Below are 20,837 nucleotides of genomic sequence, written 5' to 3'. Positions count from 1 at the left end.
GTGGATGAGGTACGGGGGTCAGGAGGGACGTGGCCGCGCGTGGCGGAGCACGCCGTGCGCGACGCCGCCGGCCAGAGATGCGGCGAGGAGCGTGCCGACGACGGCGAGCACCAGGCCGGGCAGCGAGTCGACGGGGGCGTCGCGCAGCGGGATCGCGAAGATGCCGGAACGGCTCGCGAGGTCGGCGAGGGCGCCGGGGACCAGCAGCGGGACGACGGCGAGGGTCCCGCGCCAGGATCCCCAGCGCCGGTAGCCGCCCTGGACGGCCGCGCCGACGAGCACGTAGGTGACGATCACGAGCGTCTGGGCGACGACGGTCGCCGCGACGCCGGTCACGGAGTCGAGCGGGAGCCCGCCCGCGCCCTGGTAGGGGCGGTCGAGCGCCGAGTAGACCTGCTCCTCGACGAGGCCGAGGACGACCGTCAGGACGCCGAACACCAGCCCCCCGACGACGGCGCCGCGCGCGAAGCCCTCCACGAGAGAGCGGCGCGTCCCCCCGGCGGCCAGGTGCGTGCCCAGGAGCGCGGCGGTCAGGATGATGCCGACGGCGAACGCCGGCCACCGCGCGGGGCTGCCCGCGGCGTCGTAGGTCAACCCGTCGGCCTCGCCGCCGAAGCGGTCGACGACGACCGGCACGCTGAGGACCAGAAGGCCCCAGCCCGCCCAGAACCAGACCGCCGTCCTGAGCAGGTAGCGCTGGAGCCGGCGGCGGGCAGCGGCGACCGCGCGGTGGTGCAGCGTGCCGGTGCGGGCGGGTCCGGTCGTGGCGGTGGTCACGGTGGTCACCTCGTCGGGCGGAGTCGGAGGTTGCGCAGCCGCAGGTGCAGCCACGCGGCCGCGAGCGCGACGACGGCGAGCCCGGCGAGCAGCCGGCCGGCGGCTGCCGCCCCGTCGACCGTGACCAGGTGGCCGAGCAGGTCGGCGGTGCTGCCGCTGAGGGTGGCGAGCTCGACGAGCGCGAGCAGGGCGATCCCCGGCAGCAGCAGGGCGGTCCCGCGCCACACGCCGTGCGTCTGGTACCCCGCGACGACGGCGCAGCCGACGAGCAGGTAGACGGCGGTGACGACCGCCTCGGCGAGCGCCGTGAGGGCGAAGTCGCCGAGATCGGTCAGCTCGCGCGGCCCGCCGTCGAGGCGTTGCCACGGCCAGCCCAGCGCTCCGAAGTAGGCGCGTTCGCCGAGCAGCGCGAGGGACTTCAGCAGCCCGTAGACGAGTCCGGTGATCGCGGCGGCGCGCACGGCGCCCGTGCGCAGGGCGCCGCGCGTCCCGCCTGCCGCCAGGTGTGGGCGCAGGATGGTGGCGAACATCGCGACGGTGGTGCCGAAAGCGACCCAGCGGGCGATGTAGTCGGCGGCGGACAGCACGCCGGCGTCCATCTGGTTCCCGGCGTTGCGCACGATCAGCGGCACCACGACGGCCACGACGGCGTAGACGACCCAGAACCCCGCGCCGATGATGACGACGGCGGAGGTGACGGAGCGTTGGACGCGACGGACGGCCCGGGACTGCGCCTGCGCGGCGAACGCCGTCCGGTCCACGACGGCGGGCGCGCTCATCGGTCCGTCTCCGTCGCGGCGGGCCGCCCTGCGGCAGGCTGCGCCGACCGCGCCGGGTCGGTGAGCCGCACGAACAGGTCCTGCAGCGGGAGCGCGCCGAGCTCGACGCCCGCCGCCCGCGCGGCGGTGGCCTCGCCGTCGTCGGGCGTTCCCTCGAGCGTGACCTGCAGCGTGCCGCCGAGCTGCTGGCGGTGCAGCACCCGCCGGTCGCCGGCGAGCCGTTCGACGGCGGACGCCGGCCCCGTGAGGCTGAAGCCGCGCCGGCCCATCTCCTCGGCGGTCTCGGCGAGGAGCACCCCGCCGCGGTCCAGGACGATCACGTCCTCGAAGAGGCGCTCGACCTCCTCGACCAGGTGGCTGGAGAGCAGGATGGTGCGGGGGTGCTCGGCGTAGTCAGCCAGGATCTCGTCGTAGAACGCGTACCGCGTCGGCGCGTCCATCCCCAGATACACCTCGTCGAAGATCGTCAGCGGCGCCCGGGCGGCCAGCCCGATGGTGGCGCCGACGGCGGACCTCTTGCCGCGGGAGAGCGCGGCGGGCTTCTTGCGGGGGTTCACCTCGAACATGTCGAGGAGCCGGGCCGCGAGGTCGGCGTCCCAGCACGGGCGCAGGTCGGCGTAGTACCTGAGGGTCTCGGACAGCTTCTCGTCGTCCTGCAGGTCACCGGACTCGCGCACCAGCTGGACGTTGGAGGTGACCCACGGGTTCTCCCACGGGTCCTCCCACGTGTCGGGAGAGACGCCGGCGGGCCCGAGGCGCACGGTGCCCGAGGTGGGCCGGTTGAAGGCCGCGAGCAGCGTGAGCAGCGTGGACTTGCCGGCGCCGTTGCGCCCGAGGACCCCCGTGATCACGCCCGGGCGGATGGTGAGGTCCACGCCGGCGAGCGCGACGGTCGCGTCGTCCTTGAACGTCGCGCCGTCGACGGTCATCCGGCGCTGCTTGCCGAACCGGACGACGACGTCGTCCAGCCGGGCGCCGAAGGGCTCCGGGGTCATGACTTCTCCTGAGTGGTCTGGTGGGCGGCACCGTCGGTGCCGTCCGAGCCGGTGATGTAGGCGACGATCTCCTCGGTGGGGATGCCGAGCACGGCCGCCTGGGCGAGCGCGGGGGCCAGGACGTCGTCGTAGTACGCCTGGCGGTGCTGGTCGAGAAGGCGCTCACGGGCGCCGGGGGCGACGAACATCCCCAGCCCCCGGCGCTTGTAGAGCACGCCCTCCTCGACGAGTCCGGTGAACGCCTTGGCCGCGGTGGCGGGGTTGATCCGGAACGTCGTCGCGAACTGGGTGGTGGACATGACCTGCTCCTCTTCCGCGAGCTCCCCGGCGAGGACCTGCGACCGGATCATCTGCGCGATCTGGACGTAGATCGGCTCGGGCCCGTCGAACATGCGGCCCTCCTCACGGTGCTGTGGTCCTATGGTTCGTTACTTGACTAATGAACCACAGGGGTTCGGCGCCGTCAACCCCTGGTGGACGCACCGCGCCCGGCGTTGACTGGAGGCATGGACACCTGGTCGAGCCTCGCGTTCGTCCTCGCGGGCGCGTGGATCGTGGCCCGACGGCGGCACCCCGGCCCGGCGGACCGGCCCGCCGAGGCGGCGCGCAGCCGGGCCGCGCTCGGCGTGCTGGCGGTGCTCGTCGGCGTCGGGTCCGTGATCCAGCACGGCCCGGCACCGGCCTGGAACCCGCTGGTCCACGACCCGCCCCTGCTGGGCACCTACGCCCTCGTCGCCGCCGACGCCCTCGCCGACCTCACCGGCCGCCGCCTGCGCACCTGGTGGTGGCTGGCCCCCACGCTCGCCGACGTGGTGCTCGCCGCGCTCTCCCCCGTCGCGTCGATCGTGGCGCAGGGGACGGCGTCGGCCCTCGCGGTCGTGGCGGTCCTCGCGCGCGCCGCGGCGCGGCCGGCGCTGCGTGCCCGGCTGCTCACCGCCGTCGTCGTCCTCGGCGTCGGAGCGCTCGTCGGGTTCGTCCCGGGGTGGGGGCACAGCGCCTGGCACGTGCTCGCCGCGGCGGCGATCGTGGTGGTGGCGCCCGCCGTCGGCCGGCGCCCCGACCTCACAGCAGGCGCCGCGCCCCTGGCACCACGACCCGCAGCCAGCGGTAGCCGTACCCGTCCAGGCGCACCTGGGCCGCACCGTGCGGACCCGGCTCGCAGTCGTCGTGGTCGAGGAGGTCCACCAGCCGGGTTCCCTCCGGCAGGGAACCGAGCGACAGGTCCACGACCACCGGGTCCGCAGACAGGTTGTGCACCGTGACCATCGAGGCGTCCTGCCAGGTCGTGCGGTGCGCGAGCACCGCGGCCGACGGCTGGTCGAGCACCTCCGGGGTGCCCCAGCCGAGCTCGGGGCACTCCCGGTAGCGGTGCGTGAGGAGCCGGATGAACGACAGCAGGGAGTCCGGGTCCCGGCGCTGGTCGGCCACGTTCACGTGCTCCGGCGCCCAGCCGTCGCCCGGCAGCGGCGCCGGGAGCCGCCGTGCCGGCGCGTGCGAGAACCCACCGTGCCGCTCCGGCGACCACTGCATGGGGGTGCGGACGGCGAGACGTCCCGGCGCCTCGAGGTTCTCCCCCATCCCGATCTCCTCGCCGTAGTACAGCACCGGCGTACCCGGGAGCGAGAAGAGCAGCGAGTAGACCATCCGGACGCGGCGGGGGTCGCCGTCCAGCATCGGCGGCAGCCGACGGCGCAGCCCGCGCCCGTAGAGCTGCATCGACTCCTCGGGGCCGAAGGCGTCGAAGACCTCCTGCCGCTCCTCGGGCGTGAGCTTGTCGAGGGTGAGCTCGTCGTGGTTGCGCACGAACGTCGCCCACTGCGCGTCGTGCGGGATCGTCGGACGCGAGCGCAGCGCCGCCGCCAACGGGCCGGCGTCGGCCCGGGCGAGCGACAGGTACATCGCCTGCATGGCGTTGAAGTCGAACTGGAGCGTCAGCTCGGAGACCTCGGTACCGCTGTCGCCGTCCCCGGGGGACGTGTCGCCGAAGTACAGCGCCTGGTCGGCGTACGGCAGGTTCACCTCGCCCATGAGGACGGCCTCGCCGGACCGCCGGCCGACGAAGGCTCGCAGCGTGCGCAGGAAGTCGTGCGGGTCCTCGATGGCGTCGCCCGCCCGAGACGCGACGTCCGAGAGGGCGAACGGGACGGCGTCGACCCGGAACCCCGCGATGCCGAGCTCCAGCCAGAACCCGATGGTCTTCGCGATGGCGTCCCGCACCGCCGGGTTCGCCGTGTTGAGGTCCGGCTGGTGGGAGTAGAAGCGGTGGCGGTACCACTCGCCGGTCGCGTCGTCGAGGGTCCAGATCCCGTCCTCCTCGTCCGGGAACACCACCTGGTCCTTCGTGGACGGCGGCTCGTCCTGGCGCCACACGTAGTAGTCCCGGAAGGGCGAGCTGGTCGAGCGCCGGGCGGCGCGGAACCACGGGTGCCGGTCCGAGGTGTGGTTCACCACCAGGTCCACGACGACGCGGATGCCACGGTCCCGCGCGGTCCGCGCCAGCTCGACGACGTCGCCGACGTCACCGAGCCGGGGGTCGACCCCGAGGAAGTCGGTCACGTCGTAGCCGTCGTCGAGGTCGGCCGTCGGGTAGAACGGCATGAGCCACAGGCAGGTGACGCCGAGGTCGGCAAGATGGTCGATCCGTTGCAGCAGGCCCGGGAAGTCGCCCACGCCGTCGTCGTTCCAGTCGAGGTACGTCTCCACGTCGAGGCAGTAGACGACGGCGTTCTTCCACCACAGGTCGCCGGTGTCGCGGATCCTCATGCCGCCACCTCCCGCAGCCGCGGCAGGAGCGTCTCGGCGGCGACGTCGAGGAACCCGTCCTGCTCCTGGCCGACGTGGTGCAGGTAGACCTCGTCGAACCCGCAGGCGACGAGCTCGCCGACCCGGTCGGCCAGGCGCTGCGGGTCGTGCTCGACCAGGACGGTCCCCCGCACCTGCTCGGGGCGGACCAGGTCGGCGATCGCGTCGTACTGCTGCGGCGTCTCCAGGTCCCAGCTCACGGACGGCGGCAGCAGGTTGGACCGCCACTGGTCGTGCGCGACGGCGAACGCCGCCTCGTCGTCCGGCCCCCACGCGACGTGGACCTGGAGCGCCAGGGCACCGCGGCCACCGGCGTCGCGGTACTCCCCGACGACGCGGCGCAGCGTCTCGGCCGGCTGGTTGACCGTGACGAGGCCGTCCGCCCAGTCCGCGTGGCGGCGTGCCGTGGCGGGGGTGACCGCGGCACCGACCAGTCGCGGCGGTACCTCGGGCAGCGACCAGACCCGGGCCCGGTCGACCGTCACGAGCCCGTGGTGGGTGACCTCCTGCCCGGCGAGCAGCGCCCGCATCACCTCGACGCACTCGCGCAGCCGCGCGTCACGCTCTGGCTTGGTCGGCCACCGGTCACCCGTGACGTGCTCGTTCATCGCCTCGCCGGAGCCGAGCGCCGCCCAGAACCGGCCGGGGAACATCGCGGCCAGCGTCGCCACCGCCTGCGCGGCGACGGCCGGGTGGTACCGCTGGCCGGGTGCCGTGACGACGCCGAACGGCAGCTCCGTCGTGGCGAGCGCGGCGCCGAGCCACGACCAGGCATAGCCGGACTCGCCCTGCCGGACGCTCCAGGGCGTCAGGTGGTCCGAGCACGTGGCGGCGTCGAACCCGGCGTCCTGGGCCCGTCGCGTCGCGGCGAGCAGCGGTCCGGGAGCGATCTGTTCGTGCGAGGCGTGGAACCCGATCGTGACCATGCTCGCCAGTCAAGCGGGTCGTCCTGGTGCCCGCGCGTCGAGCGCCCGGCGCCTCAGCGGCGTGACGCGCGGCGCCGCTCGTACCGGCGTCGGGCCGCGGAGTGCGCGTCGCGGAGCAGGGCCAGCACCGCCGGGGTGGTGCGCTCGGCCGGGTCGACGACGCACACCCACCCCAGGTCTCCGTACACCGGATGCCGCGTCCAGGTGTCCGTCGGCACGCGGCGCGACGCCGGGACGTGCTCGACGAGCTCGTGGACCCGGTCCCGCCCCACCTGGACGTTGACCCGCCACCGGCCGGGCTCGTCCAGGTCGCAGGTGGTGTCGTCGGGATAGTTCTTCGTGACGATCGTGCCGTAGGGCTGCACGGTGGTCGGCACCTGGCCGTCGGGGGCGTAGTAGAAGAACGCGTCGCCCCAGGCGATGTCCAGGGTGCCGTCGTCGGGCCGGGGCTGAAGGACGAGCGCGCCGTCGAACCCGCGCACCGCGCTGATGATCTGGTCCATACTCATGGTTCAAGCGTCGCCTTGAAGTGCTTCTGTGGGGTTGCGGAAGGAACGAGCGTTGCGGACCGACGACGTCGCCCGGGCCACGGGCTACTCCGTGCAGCAGGTGCGAGACCTCGAGCGGCTCGGCATCGTCCCGCCGGCCGAACGGGCTGCCAACGGCTACCGGCAGTACCGACGGCACCACGTCCAGGCGGTACGCGCCTACCGGGGGCTCGCCGCCGCCGTCGGGCCGGTCGTCGCACGCCGCACCCTGGCCGGGCTGTGGGAGGCGACGCTGCCCGATGCTGCCGCAACGATCACCGCCCTGCATGCCGGGCTCGCCGCGGAACGCACCTCGACCCTCCAGGCGCTGCAGGCGCTGGAAGCCATCGCCGCGGAACCGGCGGAGGGCGGACCCCGCGACGTCCTGACCATCACCGAGCTCGCCGCCGCGCTCGGCGTGCGGACGTCGGCCCTGCGGCACTGGGAGGCCGAGGGGCTCGTCGAGCCCGAACGGGTCGGGTCGCTGCGAGCGCGGGCCTACGACGTCGGCGCTGTCCGGGCCGCGCGGATCGTCGCGGCGCTGCGTGCGGCGGGCTACCCGATCCCCGCCGTCGCCCGGACCATGGCGGCGCTGCGCGGGCTCGGCGACCCGTCCGAGGCGGAGGCCGCGCTGCGAGCGCGGCTGACCGGCATCGCGACACGGTCGGTGGCCCTGCTGCGGGCCGGGGCTGACCTGGCCGACGTGCTGGACGCCGCGGCGCCCTGAGAAGCAACTGCCCACGAGTCGGTGCAGGGACGCCGCAGGGCCGCGGCGGGACGAGTCCCACCGCGGCCCTGCGTTGCTACCTCGCCGAGTTCTGCACTACCTCGGCGCGGGCCGCACTACCTCGGCGTCAGGCGTCGGCGGCGGCGGCCTCGAGCTCGTCGTACGTCGAGAGCTCGGCGAGGTCGCCGGCGACGATCTCCGCGATCTGCACGGCGTTGAGCGCCGCGCCCTTGCGCAGGTTGTCGTTCGACACGAACATCACCAGACCGCGCCCCCCCGGGACCGACTGGTCCACGCGGATGCGGCCCACGAACGACGGGTCGGCGCCGGCCGCGCGCAGCGGCGTCGGCACGTCCGCCAGCTCGACGCCGGGGGCGTCGGCCAGCAGCTCGCGAGCCCGGTCCGGGGTGATCGCGGCGCCGAACTCGGCGTGGATGGCCAGCGAGTGCCCGGTGAACACCGGCACGCGCACGCAGGTCCCGGCCACGGCGAGGTCCGGCAACCCGAGGATCTTGCGGGACTCGTTGCGGAGCTTCTGCTCCTCGTCCGTCTCCTCGGAACCGTCGTCCACGATCGAGCCGGCCAGCGCGATCACGTCGAACGCGATCGGCGCCACGTACTTCTCCGGCTCCGGGAGCTGCACCGCGTCACCTGCGTGCGTCAGGCCCTCGAGGTCGCCGGCGACGGCGGCACGCGCCTGGTCGGCGAGCTCCTTGACGCCGCCGAGCCCCGACCCGGACACCGCCTGGTAGGTGGCGACCCGCAGGCGCTCCAGCCCGGCCTCGGCGGCCAGCGGCTTGAGCACCGGCATCGCGGCCATGGTGGTGCAGTTCGGGTTGGCGATGATGCCCTTGGCCGCGTCGGCGATCGCCTCCGGGTTCACCTCGGAGACCACCAGCGGCACCTCGGGGTCGAGGCGCCACGCGGAGGAGTTGTCGACGACGACGGCGCCCGCCTCGGCGAAGCGCGGAGCGTGCTCGCGCGACGTCCCCCCACCTGCGGAGAACAGGGCGATGTCGATGTCGGCGAGCTCCGCCGTCGGCGTGGCCGCGACGTCCTCGACCGTGACCTCGACGCCCTCGTACGTGATGACCGAGCCGGCCGACCGTGCCGAGGCGAAGAGGCGCAGCTCCTTGACGGGGAACCCGCGCTCGGACAGGAGCCGGCGGATGACGGCACCGACCTGGCCGGTCGCGCCGACCACGGCGACGTCGACGCCCTGGGAGTTGATGACAGCCATCAGCCGATCACCGCCCCGTCCCGGCGTAGACCACGGCCTCGCCCTCGGAGGAGTCCAGGCCGAACGCGGTGTGGATGGCCCGCACCGCGTCGTCCAGCGAGTCCGCGCGGGTGACCACCGAGATGCGGATCTCCGAGGTGGAGATCATCTCGATGTTGATCCCGGCGTCGCGCAGCGCGCCGAAGAGCCGCGCCGAGATGCCGGGGTGCGACTTCATGCCGGCGCCGACGAGCGAGACCTTGCCGATCTCGTCGTCGATCTGCAGCTCGTCGAACTTGAGCTCCGACTTCACGGCGTTGAGCGCGGCCACGGTCGAGCGCACGTCGCCGTGCGGCAGCGTGAACGAGATGTCCGTGCGGCCCGTCGCGGCGACCGAGACGTTCTGCACGATCATGTCGATGTTCGCGCCGGCACCCGCCACCACCTCGAAGATGCGGGCGGCCTGACCGAGCGTGTCGGGGACGCCGACGACGGTGATCTTGGCCTCGCTGCTGTCGTGGGCGACGCCCGAGATGATCGGGTCTTCCATGGCTTCCTCCTGGTCACCGGTGCTGGCGTTCGGGTCGATGAGATCTCCGTGGGTGCCGGTCACGAGCGTGCCGGTCTTGCCCGAGAACGAGCTGCGCACGTGCACCGGCACGTCGTACCGGCGCGCGTACTCGACGGCACGCAGGGCGAGGACCTTGGCGCCGGAGGCGGCCAGCTCGAGCATCTCCTCGTAGGTGACCTTGTCGATCTTGCGGGCACCCGGCACGATGCGCGGGTCGGCGCTGAAGATGCCGTCGACGTCGGTGTAGATCTCGCAGACGTCCGCGTCGAGCCCGGCGGCCAGCGCGACCGCCGTCGTGTCCGAGCCGCCACGACCGAGCGTGGTGACGTCGTTGGAGGTGCTGACGCCCTGGAAGCCCGCGACGATCGCGACCTGACCCTTGGAGAGGGTCTGGCGGATCCGGTGCGGGACGACGTCGACGATGCGGGCCTTGCCGTGCACCGCGTCCGTCAGGAGGCCGGCCTGCTGGCCGGTGAAGGACTTCGCCTTGACACCCAGCTTGTCGATCGCCATCGCCAGGAGGGACATCGAGATCCGCTCACCGGCGGTGAGCAGGATGTCCATCTCGCGCTGCGGGGGCTTGGGGCTGATCTCGTCGGCCAGCTCGAGGAGCTCGTCCGTGGTGTCGCCCATGGCGCTCACCACGACGACCACGTCGTTGCCGGCGCGCTTGGCCTCGGCGATGCGCTTGGCCACGCGCTTGATGGAGCGGGCGTCCGAGACGGACGACCCGCCGTATTTCTGCACGACCAGTGCCATGCATGCAACCTTTCTGTTGCCGGCCACCGTCTCTCTCAACGGCCCGCCGGTGTCTTGTGTGTGCGCCGACCATCGTAGCGCCCGGCGCCCGCGACCGGTGTGGACGGCGTCACACCTCGCGGTGCTACGCCGTGAGGTCGGTGACGACGTCGTAGCCGAGCTTGCAGATCAGCGCCCCGACCACCACCACGAAGACGATCCGCACGAACCCGGAGCCCTTCGCGACGGCCATGCGCGCCCCGACGTAGCCGCCCACGAGGTTCGCCACGCCCATCGCCAGACCGAGCCCCCAGATCACGGCGCCGTGCGGCACGAAGAACAGCAGCGCCCCGAGGTTCGTCGCGAAGTTGACGATCTTGGCCAGGGCCGACGCCGGCAGGAACGCGTAGCCGAGCACGCTCACCAGGGAGATCACCAGGAACGTCCCCGTCCCGGGCCCGAGCAGGCCGTCGTACGCACCGATGACCAGCCCGATGCCCGCGGCCGTCCAGCGGTGCCGGTTGCCCTCCCAGCGCAGGTTGTCCTGCGCACCGAGCTGCGGCTTGAGGATCGTGAACGCCGCGACACCGATGAGCACCACCAGGATGATCGGCGTGAAGAGCTCGGCCGGGATCTGCGTGGCGAGCGCCGCGCCGCCGAACGCGCCCACGAGCGCCGCGAGCGCCATCGGCCCCGCCGTCGTGAGGTCGGGCCCCACCCGCCGGTAGTACGTGATCGAGCTGACCGACGTGCCCATGATCGAGCCGAGCTTGTTGGTGGCGAGCGCCTGCACCGGGGAGATGCCCGGCACCAGCAACAGCGCGGGGAGCTGGATCAGCCCGCCCCCACCGACGACGGCGTCGACCCAGCCGGCCGCGAGGCCGGCCAGGACGAGCAGCAGGATGGTGGTGAGGTCGAGATCGAGCACGCGTCGAATCCTTGCACGCGGTCACCCCCGGTCGCGCCTACTTCACGCGGACGGTGAGCTCCTTGCTGGAGGTCTCGCCGAGGTCGTTGGTGAACACCATCCGGTACGTGTGCGTGCCGGGCTCACGGCCGGTCAGCGGGACCTCGACGTGCTGGGCCGACGGCGTCGCGTCGGTCAGCGCGCCGGTCGCCACCTGCTCGCCGTCCTCGACCAGGGTCCAGCCGGTCGCGTTGGTGCCCCACCACAGGTCCGCGGAGACGGTGTACGCGCCGTCCTTGTCGTGGTTGTCGTGGCTGAGCCGCGGGGCGGCGGGGGCCGCGTCCGTGACCCGGACGGTGTGCGAGCGGCAGTCGGTGGTGCCGGCCGCGTTCACCAGCTCGCAGGTGTAGGTGTACCGGCCGTCGGTGCGCCCGGTGAGGTCGAACTCGACGTGCTGGGCCGACGGCGTCGCGTCGACGAGGTTCCGCGTCGCGACGACCTCGCCGTCCTCGAGCAGGCGCACCTGGGTGGCGTTCTGGCCCCACCACAGGTCGACGGAGACGGTGTACGCGCCGCCCCGGACGCCGTCGTGCGCGTTGTCGTCGGTCAGGACGCCACGGGCCGGGACCTGCGTGGCGGCGGGGCCGTCGATCGCGAACAGCGTGGTGGACCCGGAGACCTCGTTGCCGACGGCCAGCATCGGCTCGCCGGTCGGGGAGTCGTCGCCGGCGATGAAGGCGAGGCCCTCCGGGCCGAGGTCGCCGGCGGCCGCGACGGCCTCGGCCGGGGAGGCGCCGTCGTCGATCGCGTCCTCGGCGGAGACGGAGAAGTCGCGGTTGTTGACGTACTGCACGAACTGCGCCGCCGCCGGGTCGGTGACGTCGTAGACCATCACCCCGCCCACGCGCTCGAGCCCGACGAACGCGTACGTGCGCCCGTCCACCTCACCGATCGCCATGTTCTCCGGCTCGGGCCCCTTGGCGTCCGAGCGGGACTCGAACGAGGACTCGCCGTGGTCGGAGTTGAAGTTCTCGGGGGCGGCCTCGGCGGTGATCCGCTCGAAGTCGTCGCCCGAGTCGAAGACCTGCTCGCCGTCGGTGGTCCAGATCGAGAACGAGCGGCCGCCGAACGCGAACACCTCCTCGTAGCACTCGCCGTCCGCACGCAGCCCGGAGGCCCGCGACACGTCGAGGCGGCCCAGGTCGTCGTCGGCGGTACGGCCGGCGACGGGGCTGTCCGCGCAGAGCGGCGCGACGCCGTCCTCGCCCAGGTCCTTGATCCGCACGGGCTCCTCGTAGTCGCCCCACTCGCGGGCGTCGCCCTCGTTGGCGGTCACCAGGTAGGTCTCGCCCCCGGCGGTGTACGCGTTCAGCCCGTCCGGCATGTACAGCCCCTGGACGGGCACCGTCCGGACGTCGATCCCGCCGTCCTCGTCAGAGGGGTCGATGCCCTGACCCTCGATCGAGAAGTCCTTGGCGCCCAGCGGCCAGATCTCGGTCACCTCGGCGCCGGCCAGGTCGACGACGGCGACGGCGTTCGCCTCCTGCAGCACGGCGTACGCGGTGGTCGAGTCGGCCGACACGGCCACGTACTCCGGCTCGAGGTTGCGCGAGACGGGGTGGTCGGTCCCCTCGATGCCCGCGAAGACCCGCACACCCGCGGGCAGCGCGCCGTCCGCCTCGTACGCGTGGAAGTCCGCGAACCGCACGGCGTCCTGCGACGGCGCGGTCACGCCGTCGGGCACGTCGACGACGGCGACGTCCCCCTCGGGGTCGACGGTGTAGTCGTCGTCCGGCTCGCCCTCGTCGGCGACGACGGCACGGGCGCCGTCGGGGGTGAACGTCACCATGTCCGGCAGCGCGCCCACCCGGACCGCGCCGAGCGCGGACCCGTCGGCAGCGGCGTCGAAGAAGACGACCCAGCCGGCATCGGTCTTTGGGTCGGACTCGACGGCGACGGCGACCAGCCCGTCCGCGCGCACGGCCACCGAGTTGGCGACGGCGCCGGCCGGCACCGTGGAGCCGTCGTCGGCCGCCACACCCGTGGTCTGCAGGGCGAAGAGCTTCGTGGGCGCGGCCGGGTCCGCGACGTCGAGCACGGTGACCTCGCCGGCGTGCGCGTTGACGGAGAACAAGCGCTGGGAGCCGCCGTGGTACGCCACGATCTCCGCGCCGGACTCGTCGAACAGGCCCGTCTCGTAGCTGCCGAGGGCGCGCAGGTCGATCGCCGCGCCCTCGGCGCTCGTGCCGACCGGGTCGTCGACCACGGAGGCCCGGGCCGGCAGCGTCAGCGCGGCGCCGCAGAGGGTGAGCCCGAGCGCGACGGCGACGGCGCGAGCGGCGGGTGGGTGGATGCCACGGACGGGCACGAGGGCCTCCGGTGTGAGACGACAGGATCGCGTCGCACGCTAGGGCGCGCCGGTAGCGCCGCCGGGCCCGCGCGGTGAACGCCGGGTGACGCCGGGGTGGCGGGACGTCGTCGCACGTCAGAGATCATCCCGGAGGATGATGCCCGGGCCTTCGCGCACCGCGTAGGTTCGTCGCCATGACCGACGACGGTGGTGGGATCAGCACGCGCGGCGTGCGACGGGCGTTCGGCGCCGTGCACGCGGTGGTGGACGTGGAGCTGGAGGCACGGCCCGGCCGGGTGACGGCGCTCGTGGGGCCCAACGGGTCCGGCAAGACGACGCTGCTGCTCATGCTGGCGGGCCTGCTGGCGCCCGACGCCGGCGAGATCCGGGTCGCCGGCGTCGACCCTGCCGCGCACGGACGTGCCGCCCGCGCGCGGATCGGCTGGATGCCCGACGTCTTCGGCACCTGGGAGTCCCTGACCGCGCGCGAGGTGCTCGTCACCGTCGCGGCCGCGTACCGGATGACGCCCGACGACGGCGCCCGCCGCGCGGCCGAGCTGCTGGAGCTGGTGCACCTCACCGAGCTGGCCGACTCCCCCGCCCACGTGCTGTCCCGCGGGCAGAAGCAGCGGCTCGGGCTCGCCCGGGCCCTGGTCCACGACCCCGACGTGCTGCTCCTGGACGAGCCCGCCTCCGGGCTCGACCCCCGCTCGCGCGTCGACCTGCGCGAGCTCGTGCGCCGGCTCGCCGCCGCGGGCAAGACGATCCTCATCAGCTCGCACGTGCTCACCGAGCTCGACGAGATGGCCGACGACGCCGTCTTCATCTCCCAGGGCCGCACCGTGCGGTCGCAGTCGGTGGACGACGCCGCCGCCGAGCGCCGGGCGTGGCGGATCGCCGCGCTCTCGCCCGGGCTGCTGACGGACTGGCTCACCACGGCGGGGACCGAGGCCCGGCTCGAGGACGACGGGACCGCGCTGGTCGAGCTCGACGGCGACGAGGCCGCCGCGGCGCTGCTGCGCGACGCGGTCTCTGCCGGCGTGCCGGTGGTCAGCCTGGCGCCTGCCGGCGGCGCGTTGGAACAGGCATACCTGCGACTCGAGGAGGAACGGCGATGAGCGTTGCGGCCGATCAAGGCACAGTGGCGACGCCGTCGGGCGCCGGTCCCCGCACGGTGCCCACCAGCGACTGGTCGCTGTCGTGGCAGGGCGTCCGGACCGTGGCGCAGCTCGAGCTGCGCCAGCGGGTGCGCTCCACGCGGTGGAAGATCGCGCTCGTCGTGTGGTTCGTGGTGGTGGGGCTGATCACGCTGCTCACCTCCGGCGCGATCGCCATGCTGTTCGACGACCCGTCGCTGGGCGCCGACGGTGCCGGCCGCACGATGTTCGGCGTCGTCGTGTTCTTCGTGCTGTTCCTCGGGCTCCTCGTCGCACCGGCGCTCACCGCGCCCGCCATCAACGGCGACCGCGCGGCCGGGACGCTCGCGACGCTGCAGGCCACGATGCTCACCCCGGCCGAGATCGTCGTCGGCAAGCTGCTCGCCGCGTGGCTGGCCGCGCTGGCGTTCCTCGCCGCGAGCGTGCCGTTCGTCGTGTGGGCGTTCGCCGTGGGCGGGCTGCCGTTCTGGTCGCTGGTGTCCGTGGTGCTCGTGCTCGCCGTCGTGCTCGGGGTGGTGTGCGCCGTCGGCCTCGGGTTCTCCGCGCTGACCGCCAAGACCTCCGGCTCCGCGGTGCTCACCTACCTCACCGTGGGTGGCCTGTCGGTCGTGTCCCTCGCGCTCTTCGGCCTCAGCGCGCCCCTGGTGACCACCACCGAGGCGGTACGCACCTGGGACGTGCCGGCGGACTACGACTGGGAGGACACCGAGCCGCCCGAGTGCGAGTGGACCACGCACACGCAGGAGGTCTGGCACTCCGAACGCACGTGGTGGCTCCTCGCGGCGAACCCGTTCGTGATCGTGGCGGACGCCCAGCCGCTCGCCGATCCGGAGGCGTACGACTACGCCGCCGACCCGTTGACGCTGATCCAGTACGGGGTCCGGTACGCCCGCACCGGTCCCGCGGCGGAGCAGGACTGGTGCTCCGGCATGTGGGCCGACGGCACCGGTGCCTCGCCCGTCGAGGAGCAGCGGCCGAGCGAGTCGGCGGTGTGGCCCTGGGGCCTGGGGATCTACGTGCTGCTGGGCGCGGCCGGGGTCGTCACGGCCGTGCGGCGCCTGCAGATCCCCGCCCGGCGGCTCCCGAAGGGCACCCGCGTGGCTTGACCCGACTCCCGGCGTCGGGGCCGACGGTCAGGCGTGCAGGGCGTCGTACTCCGCCTCGGCGGCGACGTCGTCCGCCACGTCGAGGCGCAGGTGGGCGAGGACGCCTTGGAGCACCCGCAGTCCTGACGAAGCGCGCTCGCCCCAGCTCGACAGGTAGCTGAACTGCCACCACCACAGGCCCTCGAGCTCGTGGCCGTCGTCGAAGTGCTGCAGCCCCTTGGCGATCTCGTCCGCGACGCAGGCCAGGTCGCCGGAGAGCGTCGCCGGGGCGACGTCGGCGCTCAGCACCGGGTCGGTCACCTCGACGTAGTCGTCGAACCCGTCGAACATCTGCGCCAGCGCGGTCCGCAGCGGGTCCATGTCGGTCTCGCGCCCGGCGTCGGGCTCGAAGCGCTCGACGGGGACGACGTCGGTGATCGCTGCCAACCGTGCGCCCGCGGCGAGCAGGTCCGACGTCGCCAGGATCAGCAGGGACAGCTCGGCGCCGGGGAAGCCTCCCGAGGCGACCTGCGACGTCGTCGACAGGAACGTCCGCGCCTGTGCCGACATCTGTTCGGCGACGTCCCGCAGCTCGGAGTCAGCGGAGATCTCTGGCACGTTCCTCACCCGTTCCTGCACTCGGTGCCAGGCCGAGCGAGTCCCCGGCCGCGTGGTGCCAGTGTCCCCCGCGCGGCCGCCACGACGCCAGACAGGAAAGCGATCCGCCGGCGCATGCGCAGGATCGGGAGACCAGCGTTCACCTTTTGCTTGATAGCCAGCATAAGTGCGGCTACGGTCGAGGACGGTCGATCGCACCGTCTTCGAGGAGGAAGAACATGCCAGCACGGCCGTCAGGCCCCGCGAGGAGATCTCTCGCGGGACTCGTCACACTCACCCTGGCGAGCGGCACCGTAGCCCTCGCCACCGCACCCGCCGGGGCCGTCGAACCCGCTTCCCCGGCCGCCACCCAGCTCCGGACCGCCGACCTCCCACCCCAGGAGCCCGGCGTCACCCTGCGCACGTACGACCTGCGCCAGGGCATCGACCAGCTCTGCCGGCTCAAGGACGGGCAGACACCCAACGTCGACAAGCTCATGCCGACGATCGACTGGACCGAGGCGAGCCAGTTCGGGCTCGAGGACCACTTCCTCACCCACGTGGTCGGCAACGTCCACGCCCCCGAGGACGGCGAGTACACGTTCCGCCTCACCAGCGACGACGGCTCCCGGCTGTCGATCGGCGACGAGGTCGTCGTGGACAACGACGGCCTGCACGGCGAGGAGTCGGTGGACGGCACGGTCACCCTGACCGCCGGCGCCCACCCGCTGTTCGTCGAGTTCTTCGAGGACGCCTACGGCCAGGTGCTGCGGCTCGAGTGGATGCCGCCCGGCGCCTCCGAGTTCACCGTGGTGCCGCAGGAGGCGCTCAGCACCGAGGCCGGCGTCGTCCGCGTCACCGCACCCGGGACCAAGTACTGCGAGGGTGCCGAGGACACCGCCGGTGACGGCCTGCCCCTCGACGCCGTGCACCCGGGGTACGACCTCACCGACCTGCGCCCCGAGGGCTTCGAGCCCATGGTCTCCGGCATGGACTGGACCGCCGACGGCGACCTCGTCGTCGCGACGTCCGGCTCCGTGAGCCCCGGCGGCTGGGTCGAGGACCCGGAGCCCGGGGAGCTCTTCGTGCTCGACCAGGTGACCGGCGAGACGAGCGCCGAAGAGGTGACGGCGACCAAGATCGCCACCGACCTGTTCAACCCGATGGGTGTGGCCGTCATCGACGACTCGATCTTCGTCACCGAGCGCGACGCGCTCACCGAGCTCACCGACCCGGACGGCGACGGCTTCTACGACCAGCGCTCCACCGTCGCGGAGTGGCCGTTCGGCGGCAACTTCCACGAGTTCGCGTTCGGCCTGCTGCACGACGACGACCACTTCTACGTCAACCTCTCCGTGGCCATCAACAACGGTGGGGCGACGACCGACCCGCAGCCGGCCGAGAACCGCGGCACGAGCATCACGGTCGACCGTGAGACGGGCGAGATCGACTACGTGGCCGGCGGTCTGCGAACCCCGAACGGCATGACGTTCGGGCCGGAGAACGAGCTGTTCGTCATGGACAACCAGGGCGCCTGGCTGCCGAGCTCCAAGCTGGTGCACGTCGAGCAGGACCGGTTCTTCAACCACTACACGAACCCGGACGGCCCGTTCGACGACCAGCCCGTCACCCAGCCGGCCCTGTGGATCCCGCAGAACGAGATCGGCAACTCGCCCAGCGAGCCCGTGCAGCTCTCCGAGGGTCGGTTCGCCGGCCAGCTCCTGTTCGGCGACGTCACCTACGGCGGCCTGCAGCGCGGGTTCCTCGAGAAGGTCGACGGCGAGTTCCAGGGTGCCGTGTTCCGGCACACCGCGGGGCTCGAGGCGGGCGTCAACCGCACCGTGATCGGGCCCGACGGCGCCGTCTACGTCGGCGGCATCGGCGAGGCCGGCAACTGGAGCGAGCCCAACAAGCTCCGGTACGGCCTGCAGAAGCTGACGCCGAACGGCCAGGAGTCGTTCGACATGCTCGAGATGCGGGTGCAGGAGGGCGGCTTCGAGATCGAGTACAACCAGCCGCTGTCCGACGAGACGGTCGCGAAGATCGCCGACGACGCCGGGCAGGCGTACCGCGTGGACCAGTGGCGGTACGTGCCCACCCAGCAGTACGGCGGGCCGAAGATCGACGAGGAGGTGCTGCACGTCAGCGACGCCACCGTCTCGGAGGACCGCACCACCGTCAGCCTCGCCGTCGACGGGCTCAAGCCGGGCCGGGTCGTGCACCTGCGCTCGCCGCGCCCGTTCAGCGACGCCGAGGGGCGCGAGCTGTGGAACACCGAGGCCTGGTACACCCTCAACAGCCTGCCCGGGTACGTGGCCCCGGCCGACCGCGGGTACTACGAGGCCGAGGAGTCGGTGCTGCTCGGGTCCGCCGGGCTCGACAGCGAGCACAGCGGCTACTCCGGCTCCGGGTTCGTGGACGGCATCCAGTCCCCCGGTGCCGGCGTGAGCTTCACGGTGGAGGCCGACGCGGCCGGCGCGCAGCCGGTCAACCTGCGGTACGCCAACGGCCCCAACCCGTTCGAGGGCGACAAGTCGATCTCGGTGCTCGTCAACGGCACCGAGGTGGACCCGTGGGTGCTGCCGAGCACGGGCGACTGGAAGACGTGGGACTTCGTCACGCGTGACCTCGACCTGCGCGAGGGCGCCAACACGATCACGCTCCGTTTCGACGAGGGTGACGACGGCAACGTCAACCTCGACGTCCTGTCGATCGGTGAGTCGCCCGACCTGTGCACCCCGACCGAGCCCGACGCGGGGTACACCGCCCTGTTCGACGGCACCCTCGCGACCTTCGACGACTGGCGGCTCGCCGGCGCCGGGTCCTTCGGGCGGCAGGACGACTGCACCCTGAAGACCCAGGGCGGCATGGGTCTGCTCTGGCACACCGACGAGCTGGAGGGGTCGTACAGCCTCCAGCTCGACTGGAAGCTGGTCAAGGACGACAACGGCGGCGTGTTCGTCGGGTTCCCCGACCCGGGCAACGACCCGTGGGTCGCCGTCGACCAGGGCTACGAGATCCAGATCGACGCCAGCGACGAGGCGGACCGCACCACCGGTGCGATCTACACCTTCCAGGGTGCCGACCCGGAGGCCGTCGAGGAGGCGCTGAACCCGGTGCCGGAGTGGAACAGCTACGACATCCGCGTCGTGGGCGACACGATCCGGATCTTCCTCAACGGGGTGCTGGTGAACGACTTCGTCAGCTCGGACCCGGCGAGGGACCTCTCCCGCGGATTCCTCGGGATCCAGAACCACGGGGGCGGCGAGACGGTCTCCTACCGGGACATCCAGGTCAAGCCGCTCGGTGACCTGGCCGTCACCGCCACGGCGGAGGCCCGTTGCGAGGCGGAGTCCGCGGTGCTGGACGTGCACGCGTCGAACACCGAGACGGACGTGGCGGTGGACCTCACCATCGACACGCCGCTCGGGTCCCGCACCGTCGAGGGCGTCGAGCCGGGAGCCTCCGTCACGGAGTCGTTCACGGCCGACGCCGCGGAGCTCGCGGCCGGCACCGTGCAGGTGACGGCCGGCGGCGACAAGCGGACGCTGGAGGTCGAGGCGTCCTACGACGCCGCGGACTGCACCGTCGGCCTGCCGGCCGAGGTCCGGGCGAAGCTCGCGCCGCCGAAGGTCAAGGCCGGCAAGGACACCAAGGTGATGGTCTGGGTGTCCGGCGCGGAGGGTGAGCCGGTCCCGACCGGCACCGTGCGCGTGACGCTCGGCGACGAGGTCGTCACCACGGAGCTCGGTGAGGGACCCGCCAAGGTCAAGGTGCCGACGTCGGGCCTCACCGACGGGGTGCACACGGTGACCGTGGAGTACCTGGGTGACTCCGTCTACGGAGCCACCAGCACGACGGCGGATCTCACGGTGCGCTGACGCGTCGCCGCACGTCCGCTGCCGGGTCCGCTCCGCCACCGTGCGGGGCGGGCCCGGTCGTGTCGGCAGGCCGGTGGCGGTCCAGCAGCGGTTCAGCTGCCGACGACGCGCCGGCCCTCGAACGCGCGACCCAGGGTGACCTCGTCCGCGTACTCGAGGTCGCCGCCGACCGGAAGCCCCGAGGCCAGCCGCGAGACGGTCAGCCCCATGGGGCCGATGAGGCGCGAGAGGTAGGTGGCCGTCGCCTCCCCCTCGACGTTCGGGTCGGTGGCGATGATGACCTCGGTGACCGCGCCGTCGGCCAGCCGAGACATCAGCTCGGCGATGCGCAGGTCGTCCGGCCCGACGTTGTCCAGCGGGTTGATGGCGCCGCCGAGCACGTGGTACCTGCCACGGAACTCGCGCGTGCGTTCGATCGCGACGACGTCCTTGGGCTCTTCCACCACGCAGATGATGTCGTCACCGCGGCGCGGGTCGGCGCAGATGCGGCAGCGCTCGGACTCGGCGACGTTGCCGCACACCTCGCAGAACTGCACCCGCAGCTTGACCTCGGTGAGGGCGTCGGTCAGCCGCCGCACGTCCGCGGCGTCCGCGGCCAGCAGGTGGAACGCGATCCGCTGCGCGCTCTTGGGCCCGACGCCGGGTAGGCGGCCGAGCTCGTCGATCAGGTCCTGGACCGCTCCTTCGTACACACGCTCAGGGTACGGGCCGCACCCGACAACCCCCGCCCCACCCCGCCCTTCGTCGCTGTGGGTGCACGACGCGCCGTCTGCCGCCCTGGCTGGGCGGCGTGTCGTGC

17 protein-coding genes are annotated in these 20,837 nt (G+C 72.9%); 4 read left to right on the top strand and 13 right to left on the bottom strand.

Features of this window, described 5'->3' with window-relative positions; translation table 11 throughout:
- Nucleotides 1-18: 18 nt before the first annotated feature.
- From MWU57_RS07865 to MWU57_RS07835, 7 genes are all read right to left on the bottom strand, one after another.
- The gene (locus MWU57_RS07865) at nt 19-777 is read right to left on the bottom strand and encodes a hypothetical protein (RefSeq protein ID WP_246908570.1); all 759 of its coding nucleotides are present in this window, start codon (nt 775-777) and stop codon (nt 19-21) included.
- A 5-nt stretch (nt 778-782) separates the two neighbouring features.
- The gene (locus MWU57_RS07860; RefSeq protein ID WP_246908567.1) at nt 783-1,556 is read right to left on the bottom strand and encodes a hypothetical protein; all 774 of its coding nucleotides are present in this window, start codon (nt 1,554-1,556) and stop codon (nt 783-785) included.
- Nucleotides 1,553-2,551, bottom strand: a complete 999-nt coding sequence (locus MWU57_RS07855; RefSeq protein ID WP_246908565.1) for an ATP-binding cassette domain-containing protein — start codon at nt 2,549-2,551, stop codon at nt 1,553-1,555. Before MWU57_RS07855 ends, MWU57_RS07860 begins: the two co-directional genes overlap by 4 nt.
- Complete coding sequence (locus MWU57_RS07850) at nt 2,548-2,943, bottom strand: GntR family transcriptional regulator (RefSeq protein ID WP_106266281.1); 396 nt, start codon at nt 2,941-2,943, stop codon at nt 2,548-2,550. The genes MWU57_RS07855 and MWU57_RS07850 overlap by 4 nt, the downstream gene beginning before the upstream one ends.
- Before the next feature lie 670 nt (nt 2,944-3,613).
- On the bottom strand, nt 3,614-5,314 hold the full coding sequence (locus MWU57_RS07845; protein ID WP_246908563.1) for an alpha-amylase family protein: 1,701 nt from the start codon (nt 5,312-5,314) through the stop codon (nt 3,614-3,616).
- Nucleotides 5,311-6,279, bottom strand: a complete 969-nt coding sequence (locus MWU57_RS07840; RefSeq protein WP_106266288.1) for a TIGR03885 family FMN-dependent LLM class oxidoreductase — start codon at nt 6,277-6,279, stop codon at nt 5,311-5,313. The genes MWU57_RS07845 and MWU57_RS07840 overlap by 4 nt, the downstream gene beginning before the upstream one ends.
- A gap of 53 nt (nt 6,280-6,332) precedes the next feature.
- Entirely contained in the window at nt 6,333-6,788 is a 456-nt protein-coding gene (locus MWU57_RS07835) for a DUF6194 family protein (RefSeq protein WP_246908560.1), read from the bottom strand.
- Between the two features lie 52 nt (nt 6,789-6,840).
- Between MWU57_RS07835 and MWU57_RS07830 the strand changes: the two genes are divergently transcribed.
- Nucleotides 6,841-7,533: a MerR family transcriptional regulator gene (locus MWU57_RS07830; protein ID WP_246908559.1), complete on the top strand. Its 693-nt coding sequence runs from the start codon at nt 6,841-6,843 to the stop codon at nt 7,531-7,533.
- A gap of 127 nt (nt 7,534-7,660) precedes the next feature.
- Here MWU57_RS07830 and MWU57_RS07825 read toward each other — a convergent pair whose 3' ends face one another.
- The 4 genes from MWU57_RS07825 to MWU57_RS07810 all read right to left on the bottom strand — a co-directional run bounded on the left by MWU57_RS07825 (nt 7,661) and on the right by MWU57_RS07810 (nt 13,336).
- Nucleotides 7,661-8,773, bottom strand: coding sequence for an aspartate-semialdehyde dehydrogenase (locus tag MWU57_RS07825; RefSeq protein WP_106266294.1), 1,113 nt, complete (start codon nt 8,771-8,773; stop codon nt 7,661-7,663).
- 7 nt (nt 8,774-8,780) lie between these two features.
- Nucleotides 8,781-10,082 (bottom strand): aspartate kinase, encoded by a 1,302-nt coding sequence (locus tag MWU57_RS07820; RefSeq protein ID WP_106266295.1) that lies wholly within the window; start codon nt 10,080-10,082, stop codon nt 8,781-8,783.
- A 124-nt stretch (nt 10,083-10,206) separates the two neighbouring features.
- The gene (locus tag MWU57_RS07815; protein ID WP_246908556.1) at nt 10,207-10,989 is read right to left on the bottom strand and encodes a TSUP family transporter; all 783 of its coding nucleotides are present in this window, start codon (nt 10,987-10,989) and stop codon (nt 10,207-10,209) included.
- A 37-nt stretch (nt 10,990-11,026) separates the two neighbouring features.
- Nucleotides 11,027-13,336: a choice-of-anchor I family protein gene (locus MWU57_RS07810; RefSeq protein ID WP_246908553.1), complete on the bottom strand. Its 2,310-nt coding sequence runs from the start codon at nt 13,334-13,336 to the stop codon at nt 11,027-11,029.
- 176 nt (nt 13,337-13,512) lie between these two features.
- Here MWU57_RS07810 and MWU57_RS07805 point away from each other — a divergent pair, with 176 nt between their 5' ends.
- Nucleotides 13,513-14,436: an ABC transporter ATP-binding protein gene (locus tag MWU57_RS07805; RefSeq protein ID WP_106266298.1), complete on the top strand. Its 924-nt coding sequence runs from the start codon at nt 13,513-13,515 to the stop codon at nt 14,434-14,436.
- Entirely contained in the window at nt 14,433-15,581 is a 1,149-nt protein-coding gene (locus MWU57_RS07800; protein WP_246908550.1) for an ABC transporter permease, read from the top strand. The genes MWU57_RS07805 and MWU57_RS07800 overlap by 4 nt, the downstream gene beginning before the upstream one ends.
- Before the next feature lie 27 nt (nt 15,582-15,608).
- On the opposite strand, the gene MWU57_RS07795 is transcribed toward MWU57_RS07800, so the two are convergent.
- A complete protein-coding gene (locus tag MWU57_RS07795) occupies nt 15,609-16,178 on the bottom strand; it encodes a DUF5063 domain-containing protein (RefSeq protein WP_308221153.1) in 570 nt (189 codons plus the stop codon).
- 218 nt (nt 16,179-16,396) lie between these two features.
- On the opposite strand from MWU57_RS07795, the gene MWU57_RS07790 reads away from it, so the two are divergent.
- Nucleotides 16,397-20,038: a family 16 glycoside hydrolase gene (locus MWU57_RS07790; RefSeq protein WP_246908548.1), complete on the top strand. Its 3,642-nt coding sequence runs from the start codon at nt 16,397-16,399 to the stop codon at nt 20,036-20,038.
- 92 nt (nt 20,039-20,130) lie between these two features.
- On the opposite strand, the gene recR is transcribed toward MWU57_RS07790, so the two are convergent.
- Nucleotides 20,131-20,730: a recombination mediator RecR gene (gene recR, locus MWU57_RS07785; protein ID WP_106266304.1), complete on the bottom strand. Its 600-nt coding sequence runs from the start codon at nt 20,728-20,730 to the stop codon at nt 20,131-20,133.
- Between the last annotated feature and the right edge of the window lie 107 nt (nt 20,731-20,837).

Origin of the sequence: Isoptericola sp. S6320L (genome assembly GCF_023015685.1) — a bacterium.
Lineage (GTDB): Bacteria > Actinomycetota > Actinomycetes > Actinomycetales > Cellulomonadaceae > Isoptericola > Isoptericola halotolerans_A.
Note: the sequence above shows the minus strand (reverse complement) of the source record. Positions and strands in the feature narration are given on the sequence as shown.